Annotated in this window: 9 protein-coding genes; 2 read left to right on the forward strand and 7 right to left on the reverse strand. The window is 33.7% G+C overall.

Annotated features, from left to right (window positions below; genetic code table 11):
* Window positions 1-19 precede the first annotated feature (19 nt).
* The 7 genes from dltB to AC1RPY_RS06035 form a co-directional block, all read right to left on the reverse strand.
* Window positions 20-1,216 (reverse strand): D-alanyl-lipoteichoic acid biosynthesis protein DltB, encoded by a 1,197-nt coding sequence (gene dltB / locus AC1RPY_RS06005; RefSeq protein ID WP_481761930.1) that lies wholly within the window; start codon window positions 1,214-1,216, stop codon window positions 20-22.
* Entirely contained in the window at window positions 1,216-2,745 is a 1,530-nt protein-coding gene (gene dltA, locus AC1RPY_RS06010) for a D-alanine--poly(phosphoribitol) ligase subunit DltA (RefSeq protein ID WP_481761931.1), read from the reverse strand. The genes dltB and dltA overlap by 1 nt, the downstream gene beginning before the upstream one ends.
* 14 nt (window positions 2,746-2,759) lie before the next feature.
* Complete coding sequence (locus tag AC1RPY_RS06015) at window positions 2,760-2,972, reverse strand: teichoic acid D-Ala incorporation-associated protein DltX (protein ID WP_481761932.1); 213 nt, start codon at window positions 2,970-2,972, stop codon at window positions 2,760-2,762.
* Window positions 2,973-3,124: 152 nt separating this feature from the next.
* Window positions 3,125-4,570, reverse strand: coding sequence for a sensor histidine kinase (locus AC1RPY_RS06020; RefSeq protein ID WP_481761933.1), 1,446 nt, complete (start codon window positions 4,568-4,570; stop codon window positions 3,125-3,127).
* Window positions 4,570-5,295: a response regulator transcription factor gene (locus AC1RPY_RS06025; RefSeq protein ID WP_481761934.1), complete on the reverse strand. Its 726-nt coding sequence runs from the start codon at window positions 5,293-5,295 to the stop codon at window positions 4,570-4,572. Before AC1RPY_RS06025 ends, AC1RPY_RS06020 begins: the two co-directional genes overlap by 1 nt.
* A gap of 159 nt (window positions 5,296-5,454) precedes the next feature.
* The gene (locus AC1RPY_RS06030; protein WP_481761935.1) at window positions 5,455-6,876 is read right to left on the reverse strand and encodes a hypothetical protein; all 1,422 of its coding nucleotides are present in this window, start codon (window positions 6,874-6,876) and stop codon (window positions 5,455-5,457) included.
* 2 nt (window positions 6,877-6,878) lie between these two features.
* Complete coding sequence (locus tag AC1RPY_RS06035) at window positions 6,879-9,125, reverse strand: transglycosylase domain-containing protein (protein WP_481761936.1); 2,247 nt, start codon at window positions 9,123-9,125, stop codon at window positions 6,879-6,881.
* Between the two features lie 398 nt (window positions 9,126-9,523).
* On the opposite strand from AC1RPY_RS06035, the gene AC1RPY_RS06040 reads away from it, so the two are divergent.
* Both AC1RPY_RS06040 and AC1RPY_RS06045 read left to right on the forward strand, forming a co-directional pair.
* On the forward strand, window positions 9,524-10,261 hold the full coding sequence (locus AC1RPY_RS06040) for a peptidylprolyl isomerase (protein ID WP_481761937.1): 738 nt from the start codon (window positions 9,524-9,526) through the stop codon (window positions 10,259-10,261).
* Between the two features lie 73 nt (window positions 10,262-10,334).
* On the forward strand, window positions 10,335-10,661 hold the full coding sequence (locus AC1RPY_RS06045; protein WP_409022267.1) for a heavy metal-binding domain-containing protein: 327 nt from the start codon (window positions 10,335-10,337) through the stop codon (window positions 10,659-10,661).
* Window positions 10,662-10,757: the final 96 nt, after the last annotated feature.

Raw genomic sequence — 10,757 nt, forward strand, 5'->3', positions numbered from 1 at the left:
TCTCCTCTAATTATCTATTTTATGAAAAATATAGTTTGTCCAAAAATCCTGAAAAGATTAAGAAACTTAAGCAAACGATGTTAAACGTAATAAAGATTGCAAAAATTTCTGTAAATTTATTACTTGGAATACTGGTTTTATGTTTCTTTTTAAATCTGAGCCATGCATCATTAATGACGATAGCTATCGCATGGAATAGGCCATAGGCAATGTAATACCAAGTAACCCCGTGCCAAAATCCCATGAGTAAGAATAATCCAAAATAACCAACAATAGCTGTTGTTATTCGACTTTTAATTAATTTATGTTTCATCATAAAAAAGACTAATCTCATATAAACAAAATCACGGAACCAGAATGAAAGTGTCATGTGCCAACGATTCCAAAAGTCTTTAATATTGTGTGCGATGAAAGGTCTATTAAAGTTAGGAGGTGTTTCAATTCCCATAAAGTAACTGATACCAACTGCGAATAAACTATAACCAGCAAAATCAAAAAATAAATCCATACTGTACGTGTACATGTAACCAACTAAGGCCCACGATATACCACCGTCTAGTAATGCAATACGTGCGACGTGAGGTAACAGCATCGTACCAAATAGGTATGCTAGTAAAAATTTATATAAGAAACCTAAGAAAATGTAAAATACACCCTTTTGTAACATTTCTAAATATTTTTCTCGACTTGGGACATTTTGATAATCTTTAACAAACCGTCTGTAACGATCGATTGGTCCCGATGAGATAGTTGGGAAAAACAATAAAAATTGTAAGGTTAGCATCAAATCAAATTTCTTAATACTACCATCTCGCGATTCCATAATCATTTGAACCGCTTTAAACGTTAAATAACTAATTCCTAAAAAGCCAATAATTGATGGTATACCATTATTAATGGCTGGTGTTATTTTTACGATGGATAATGGTGCTATCGCTAAAAGGACAGCCATAATAAAAACCCACGTTTGATTATACTTACTACGATAATTCATGTATAAACCGATAAGTAAGACTTCAAAAATTATATAAATAAGTAAATTAAAGCCTTCGTGAAGTTTTGGACCGCCAAATATTAAGAAAATAAAGAGTAATGAAATTAACGTTTCATACAATCTAAATCTTTTACCATTAAGCAAACCAACAATAATTGGAATTAAAACAACAATAAGATATAGAAAGTACATCGGATTGACATAAGGTTGGAATGATACCATTAAGCATTCACCTCATTTATTAGTGTTTTCCGATCAATTTTACCATTTTGCGTTAATGGTAAAACATCAACATAAACAAACTTCTGTGGAATCATATATGACATCATTGTATCTAACAAGTATTTTTTAATTTCAACTGTTAATTCTGAGTCTCGTTCAACTGGATTATCATTTTGAACAACATACGCAATTAATTGAACCACTTTATGATCCTTATTATATTTTGGAATAGTGATTGCTTGTTTTACAAATGGATGCGATGACACATGATGGTCAACTTCTTCTAATTCAATTCGGTAACCATGTAGTTTAACCTGGAAATCAATTCGTCCACGATATAACAACATCCCTTCAGAATTTATGATTGCTGCATCACCAGTTCGATAGGCAGCTACGCCATCCATTTCAAAAAAAGCACTGGCCGTTTTTTCAGGATTGTTAAGATAACCTTTTGAGACACTAGGTCCAGCAATAATTAATTCACCTTCATCACCATTTGGTACTAGTTCATTTTCTGGATTAACTACAACCATCTTTGTATCTGATTTGGCATAACCAATTGGTAATCGTGGGTATTGTTCTAAAATAGCATCAGTAATCTCAACACTCGAAACCGCAACTGTTGCTTCCGTAGGACCATACGTATTAAATATCTTAGCCATTGGGAATCTTTGCTTCAATGCTGCAGCTGTTTTGTGAGTTAATTCTTCACCACAAAATAAGAATCGACTAAGATCTGGTAAATGTTTATCATCAAACGTTGGTTCTAATAAACAAATATCAATAAATGATGGTGTTGAAACCCAAACTTGTAAGTCCAGAGTAGGTAACGTTTGGAAAAGAACTTTGAAATTATCCGTCACTTCTTGAGGTAAAACAGATAACTTACCACCCATAGTTAATGTAGGATACAAGTCCATTACTGATAAATCAAATGAGTATGGTGCCTGAGATAGACTATTGGGATGTTCTGGTAGAGAGAAATCTTCTATCATCCAGTTCACGTAACTTATCAAGTTATCATGACTAATTTGAACCCCTTTTGGCTGTCCAGTCGTACCAGATGTAAAGATAATATAGAAGTTATCTTTACCAGTTACTTGGAAACTAGGATCAGGAACTTCTACCCCTTGATTATTCTCAATAATTTCTGTTAATTCAGTTGATAAAATTACAGGTACATCGAGTTTAACTTCAGGTAATTCTGCTACAGCTATACAAGCGACTGGTTTCGCAACTTCTTGAATTGACTCTAAACGCTCAGCTGGTGAGTGCGAATCAATTGGAATATATGCGTGCCCTGCTTTAACGCTTCCTAAAAAAGCCACTAGCATATTAAATTTTTGATTTCCATATATCATAATTGGACGTTTATTATCTAAATTTAATTCAATCAAATGCAATGCTAATGCATCAGATTTTTCTTTTAACTGTTGATAAGTATTTGTCTCACCCAAATCATTGTAAACAATGCGATTGGGATCGGACATTGCGATCATATCAATTTGATTAATTACATTTTTTATCATGTCTTTGCTCTCCTTTAAAATTCATTATAGATAAACGTACCATTACTTATACCTTTAAATGAATACAGGTAAACTAGCATCGCCAATACAATAAAATAAAAGGCAGTTCGAACGATAAACATAAAAACTTCATTTTCTTTTAAATCATGCCATTTTTGGCTCATATTTATCACATCCCCCTTAGAATGAATATAGTATACACTTTTTTTCCCCCGTTTAGCATTCATCTATGTCATACTAACCTAACAATTTTGTAATATTAAACTTAGTTAATAATCTTATTAACCGCTTTTTAGTGTAACAGAATTACATCTATATCACAAAAAAGAACGATTTCTATTTGTATATAGAAATCATTCTTTAATAATTTTTTAACTATTTATTCATTTTCTTGATTTGGAAACGTCAATGTAAACGTTGTCCCTTTTCCTTCAGTACTCATCACTTCAACTTTTCCGTTATGAAGTTGCATTAATTGATGAACAATTGATAATCCCAATCCTGATTCTCCGTACTTAGTACTCTTACGAGATGGATCTGCCTTGTAGTAACGTTCCCAAATATTTTCTAGCTGGTCTTTTGTCATGCCAATACCTGTATCAGTAATCCTAAAGATACTTTCATGGTAACCACGTTCAGCTGAAATATGAATCGTTCCTGATTGAGTGAATTGAATGGCGTTTTGCGTAATGTTAAAAATAACTTGCACAAATCGATCGTAATCCGCAAAAACCATTAAGTTTTTAGGAACACTTAATTCAATCTTATCGTCGGCTTCTATTGCTTTTTTTGTTAGTTGTTCAACGATGTTATTCAAAACAATAACCGCATCAAAATTACTTGGTGCTAGCGTAATTTGATTTGTCCTAATTTTTTCATAGTCTAAATTTTCATTGACTAATCGGATTAATCGCTTAGTTTCACTTTGCATTAGTTCAATGCTCTTCCCTTTGCTCTCTTCTGGAATTGCATCGTATGCTAGCCCTTCAAGTAGTCCGTTAATAGTTGTCAACGGTGTACGCATTTCGTGTGCAGCGTCAGCCATAAATTGTCTACGACGTTCTTCTTGACGTTTTATTTCTTTCTCTGATTCTTTCAATGAAGAAACCATGCCATCAAAATCTTGTGCCAAATCATCTATTTCATCTCGATGTCTACTTTCGATATGCACATCAAAATTACCATCAGCAACCATTCGAGTTGCACGTCTCAATCGATTAATTCTAGAAACAGAGTATCTCGCTAAAAGATAACTCAAAATAATTCCAGCGATAACAGAGACAATAAACGCAATAACCAAATTCTGAGTCATTTGACTCATATTGGATTGAATATTAGAAACATTGGCTCCAACCGATATAACCGCATATAATTTACCATTATAAAAATAAGGTTTCAAAATATCGGTCATATTAATTGCTTTCATATCTGTTTTTAATTGTCTATTAATATGCGGTGTACGGTGAACAACTTCACCATTTTCCAATTTTTTCCACTGCTCACTTGTAATATTGTCCTGTACCGCATTATCAGGATAGATAATTTTAGATTTTTTAGTATAAATAGTAAATCGAACATTTTGCGTTTTTAAAATTAATTCTGCATTTCTTAAATTATTTAAGTTTAAATTAAATTGCGTTTTTGAATCGGTTGTTTTTAAAACCATTGATTCTGACATTAAACTATCCGAGTAACCTTCCAATTGTGTCCATGTATTTTTATAGACCATATCACTCGTGAAATTTAAAAATAAAGCGCCAAATACAATGACCAATGTAATAATAACCGCGAAGAATGCTAACATTTGCTGATAAAGTAGCTTCATTAGTAACCAGCTCCTGAGTCATCAAATTTATAACCGACACCCCACACCGTTTGAATAACTTGTGGACCCACTTTTTCAATTTTTTGACGTAATTTTTTAATATGTGCATCAACTGTTCGTTCATCACCAAAAAATTCATAATCCCAAACTAATTCCAATAGTTTTTCTCTTGAAAAGACTTGTTTTGGTTTATTGGCCAACGTTTTCAACAAATCAAATTCTTTTGGTGTTAAATCATGAATTAAAACGTCTTGTAAGTATGCTTCTCGACGAGCTGTACTTAATTTAAAGTGAGTTGTGACAATATCAAAACTAGTACTTTCATTTTCTGTTTCATCGTCAGTTCCAACACTTGGTTTTTCTGCCCGGCGGTGAAGGGCCTTAATTCTAGCAATCAATGTTATTGGGCTAAAAGGCTTTGTTACATAATCATCTGCGCCCATTTCTAATCCAAGAACTTGATCACTTTCGGTATCGCGTGCCGTTAAAATAATAATGGGGACATTAGCTGAAACTTTTCGAATCGTAGAACTGACTTGCATGCCATCCATACCAGGCAAATTCAAATCAAGCGTAATCATATCCCAACTATCCGGATCTTCATTAAACATAGCAACAGCATCATTACCATCATAAGCGTACTGAACGTCCCATTTTTCTTTTTGAAAAAACATCGACATCATTTCAGAAACTGCCTTATTATCCTCTACCATCAATAATTTCATATTATTCCTCTTTCATTTCCAATTTAATGAAAATCATAATCTTATCTGCTACTTTGAGCGGTCTTATATTCCATTAGTATAACTAAATAATATGAATATTTTTAGTTTTTTTTCGTAATATATTTTAATACCATCAATTTTAATGTATTGTAACTACTTTTACTGTATTTTAGTAGCTGATGAACTGCTTACCTGGCTTGTACTACTACTAATAGCACTTGATTCTGAACTGCTTACGGCTGTATCTGATGACGCGTCGGCTTCTAAACTAGAGCTTGTTTCATCCGTTGAACTTGATTCTTCTACAGAACTTGCCTTTGCCTCCTGGCTTGATGCGCTGGATGACTTTTTACTTGCTCCCGAGTAAATTTTATTTGCTGAAGTTCCCTTATAACTTTGGTGTTGGATAATTACCTTTAATTTATCTGTTCGCTTAAGTAAGTTTCCTTCACTCGGCTCCGATAATATCATGTTTTTCCCAGACCATTTCTGTACAAATACAATTTCTATATGGTTTTTGTTGGCCCACTTTTGCGCTTCCGATTGAGATCCAAATTTAGGAACTTTTATATAAATTTCAGCTTGTTTCTTATCTTCAGCCTGTTTTTTTAATGCATGAGATAAAGTTTCTTCAAGTGAAACCAACTTTTTATCGGCTTGTTTCTTATCTGAAAGATCTTTTTTATAATCATCAAATACCTGATACTGCTCTGTCTGTGTGGCTAAATCTTTAGCTATCACTTCTTCAATTTGATTTAAAAAGGCAAGATTATTCCATGAATAGTGTAATTTACTGACAGCATTCGTATAGTCATCTATTTGCTGACTTGTACTTTTTTTCAAGATTTCTACATTACCTGACAAAGGGTCATACGTGGCTGTCTTCATGGCAATGGACATTACACCGTTTATTGCTATTGCATCTTTTGCCAAATTTTTTTGTAGTGTATAAATTCGATTGGCAAATTGATCTTTATTTGAAGAATTAATCAATAACTGATTAATGTACCCAAATTGTTCATTATTCAATTTTTGAATCGTTCCAGGGGTCACATTTACTTTAACTGTTTGTTCATCATCCTTAACAAATACATCTTGGTATAATGAATTCACTTTCACTTTTTTTAATAAATTATCATATTTTGTCTGGTAATCAGCACGTGAATTCTTAGAAATATTTGATAATGTATCATCTAATTTTTTCATTTCACTTGAAGTTGCTTTAGTCGTTAACTCCTCTGTTTTAATGTTGTAACTATCTGCATAAATTTCATTAAACTTTTGTTTTGCTTCTTTAGACTTAACATTAGAGTCGTAGAGTGAGTCTGGCGTTTGATTTGCCATTGTTAATTTTGAATTATCATTTTTGGACCAATCAAGACTAATTTGATACCGATTGATAACCGTATAGACGCTCCAAATACTCAAGCTAACCGCAATAAACAACAAAATACGATACGCCCACTTTAAAAATTGTCGTATCGATTTATGACTAGCTTGTTCTGGTTTAAAATCTGCTTTATTTTCTCGGTTAACAGTTTTTTTTCCTGTTTGCTTTGTCCCTCTTGATCTCGGTTCCATTTTTATTCACCCTCTAACGTCTCTTTAGCCGCCTTAATGCCATCATTAGCCTTGTCTAATTTTTTCTGAACATTATTTAATTTTTTCTGAGTTGACTGCTCCCATGAACCAATTTTATATGCTTCAGGTTTCTTGTGATATGAAGGATCCTCTAATTTTATTTTTAACGTGTCCTCAGCAATCTTTTTAGACAAATACGTTTTATATATTTTAGCTTTTTTTACATCAATTTTTTCTGGCTCTTTAACGCCTAACGTTACTACTTTATCGTTAGGTTCATATTGAGCTGCAAGACCAGTTCCTGACAATTGTATAACAGTTGATGGTTTTGTCCACTCACTATTATCAGCATTCTTTTCTTTTGAAAAATGTACCATTAGGTCACGATATAAATTAACATTTGTCATTGCAGATGCAGCATCAGTAATATAATGTCCTTTTTTCATTGGTTCATCATACCCTAACCACATCGAAATAGAAGTTGATTTAGTGAACCCATTCATCCAGACATCCATATTTGCATTCGCTGGAAATCCCGATGAAGCAGAATAACCGACGGTCCCTGTCTTCATTGCCTGATGAACATTATCAATTCTTGCAGAAGGCGCTGTCCCACCGGCATTAGGTACGCCTTCCATCATTGACGTTAGCATAAATGCTGTTGAGGCCTTCATAGCACGTTTACTATTTACCTCATATTTTTTAACACTATTATCTGAAAATTTTAGACTTGTGACGTAACGAGCCGCATGATAGGTTCCGCCATTTGAAACGGTGCCATATGCTGTCGCCATTTGTTCGGTAGAAACATCGAGTCCAATAGCCTGCGACCCCGCAGGTGCATTATTTTGAGCCATCCCTACTTGTGCTAAAAATTGGCTAGCCTTCGCACTCCCAACAGTATTTAACGTTCTAATTGCTGGTGTATTAGCCGAAACTCGTAATGCGTTTTGCATCGTTATTGATTTATAACTCACTTTATCAAAATTCTGAGCAACAAGATTAGTTCCCGGATAAGTATATGAAGTGCCATCTAAGGCATGTGTGGTTGCCCACCCAAAGTATTCAATAGCAGGGCCATAATCTAATAGTGGCTTAATTCCTGATCCTGACGAACGCTGCGTAGAAATTGCCCGATTATAACTGAAGGCAGTTTTTTGATGACGTCCACCATATTGAGCAACAATATTCCCCGTTTTAGGATCTGTAATTGTAATTGCAGATTGTTCTGCTGAATTTTGATAATATTTTTTATTATCAGCTAATTTTTTAACAGTCGCATTTTGCTTTGAATCAAGCGCTGTTGTAATTTGTAATGGAGTTTTAGCTAAATCGTACCCTTTATCGCTAACTTGTTCTAAGGCAGAAGTAACATAAGCATTATTTTCAAGAATTTTTTTTGTAACAGAATTTTCCATCCAATGGCGTTTCTGTAAATCTTTTGTCACTGATTCTGCGACAGCAATTTTATATTGTTTCTTTGTAATTACCTTATTCTCAAGCCCTGTTTTTAATATTATATTTCGGCGTGTTTGAACGGCTTTAGGGTTTGAATATAAATTATAGGTAGAAGGGGCTTGGCCCAATCCAGCTATAATTGCCTGTTGACTAATACTCAATTGTTTTAAAGTTTTACCAAAATACGTTTCTGAAATGGTCTGTGCCCCATATGATCCTTCGCCTAGACTCATTTTATTAACATAAAACTCTAAAATCTGTTTCTTACTATAATTATGGTATAACTGTTGCGCTAAGAAAAATTCTTTTATTTTCCGGTCTACAGTCCGATCTTTATTACTCGTTGAAAAAACAGTTAATTTAATTAACTGTTGCTCAATACTTGATCCACCTCGAGCTGACCCTTTACCTACAGCTGATTTAATGGAAGAAAGTCCCGCATTAAATAAGCCGGAGGGCGAAAATCCCGCGTCTTTGTAAAATGTTTGATCTTCTGTTGCTAATAACAGATTACTATATGTTTCAGGAATGTCTTTTGACTTAACATAAACTCGTTTATTCAGCGCTGAAGACCAAATTAACTGGCCATCTTTATCATACATATTTGAACTGGCATCAGATATTAATTCCTGACTTGTAACTGTTGGCACGGACTTAATAACTGTCGCAATATAAATACTTATCGTCGTAACTCCTAATAAAAATAAAACACCAAATATTGCAATAACTCTAAAAATCCACGGATGCCGATGACGCCATCTTTCTTTATCTTTCTTATTTTGTTTTACCATTATGCCATCCCCGATTCTGTGACACGAGTCACATCTCTTGCCATGACATTATTTATTATTTTTTCTATGTATAAATCTAAATTTCCCAATTTATTACCAACTAACAAAACGTAACCCCCTACTACTTTTCTTAACAATACAAAATCTGACTAATCCATTTCGATAATTGTATTGTAATCCTCTAACTATGTAAATTTTTATATCGTTCACAATTGATAACGTTCATATAAGTATTAAATCCTCATTTAACCGTGAGTCATCCCCATTTATATATGTTAAATATAACAATCATAATGACTATATACAAGCGCTAAACTGGATGTTTAAGTTAAGACTTGTATAACTTCTACCTCGTACGTTAAACTAGAGTAATTAAATAAAGAAAGTTTGGGGTTAATATGAAAAACAAAAAAATGATTGGTTTAATTGCAGTAATTATTATCATTATTCTTGGGGGAATTGGGTTCTTCTTCTACCATCAAAATGCAGAAACAACAAATGATACGGAAACTACTACTTCTTCATCAAGTGTAGCGTCAAACGTTGAACTACCACAACTTAGTTCAAAAGTAACAAAAAAAGAAGCTGTCGTAGATATTCAGACAACAAAGGGAAATATCAAAATCAAATTATTCCCGGAATATGCACCAAAAGCTGTGAAGAATTTTATTACTCATAGTAAAAAAGGGTACTATAATAATACCCTCTTCCATCGTGTTATTAACGAATTTATGATTCAAGGTGGCGATCCTAAAGGGGATGGTACTGGTGGCGAAAGTATTTATGGTCATACATTCGGTGCTGAAATTTCAAGTAACCTTTACCACATCCGTGGTGCTTTAGCGATGGCACAAACGTCAGAACCTGATTCAATTGGTAGTCAATTCTACATTGTTCAAAATAACCAAGATGTAAGTACCAGTGCTGATATTAAAGATGGCACACCGTCAAAAATTATTGATGCATACAAAAATGGTGGCACACCTTCACTTGATGGTACTTATACTGTCTTTGGTCAAGTTATCAAAGGGATGGATGTTGTTGATAAAATTGCCGCAGTTGCAGTTAATTCAAGTGATAAACCTACAACTAATGTTAAAGTTAAAACAATTAAAGTCCTCCAAGAGACAAAATAATCAGTTCAAATCTGCAGTCTCTTATAAAGTAACTATGTTACTATGAAGATACTAATAAAGGGAGGTTTTATAGATGTCAGATAAAATTCTAGTCGTTACAACGGAAAGTATTCCGGGTAGAGAATATGAAGTAATTGGGGAAGTTTTTGGCCTTACAACACAATCTAAAAATGTTATCAAAAACATTGGTGCCAGTCTTAAAAATATTGTCGGTGGCGAAATTAAGGCCTACACAGAAATGATGGCTGAATCAAGAGATACTGCTATTGATCGTTTACGCGACAATGCAGTAAGCATGGGTGCTGATGCAGTTGTTATGATGCGTTTTGATTCCGGTTCAATTGGTCAAGATATGCAATCAGTTGCCGCATATGGTACCGCAGTTCGATACATTAAATAATGAAAAAAAGTTTCAACAATGTACTAGGCCCTGTCAAGTTGACGGATGAAATAATATAAAATTTAATATGTTTCTAAATGGCTTTATCCCAGTATT

The organism is Dellaglioa sp. CoH-56-MRSF-12, from assembly GCF_056782075.1.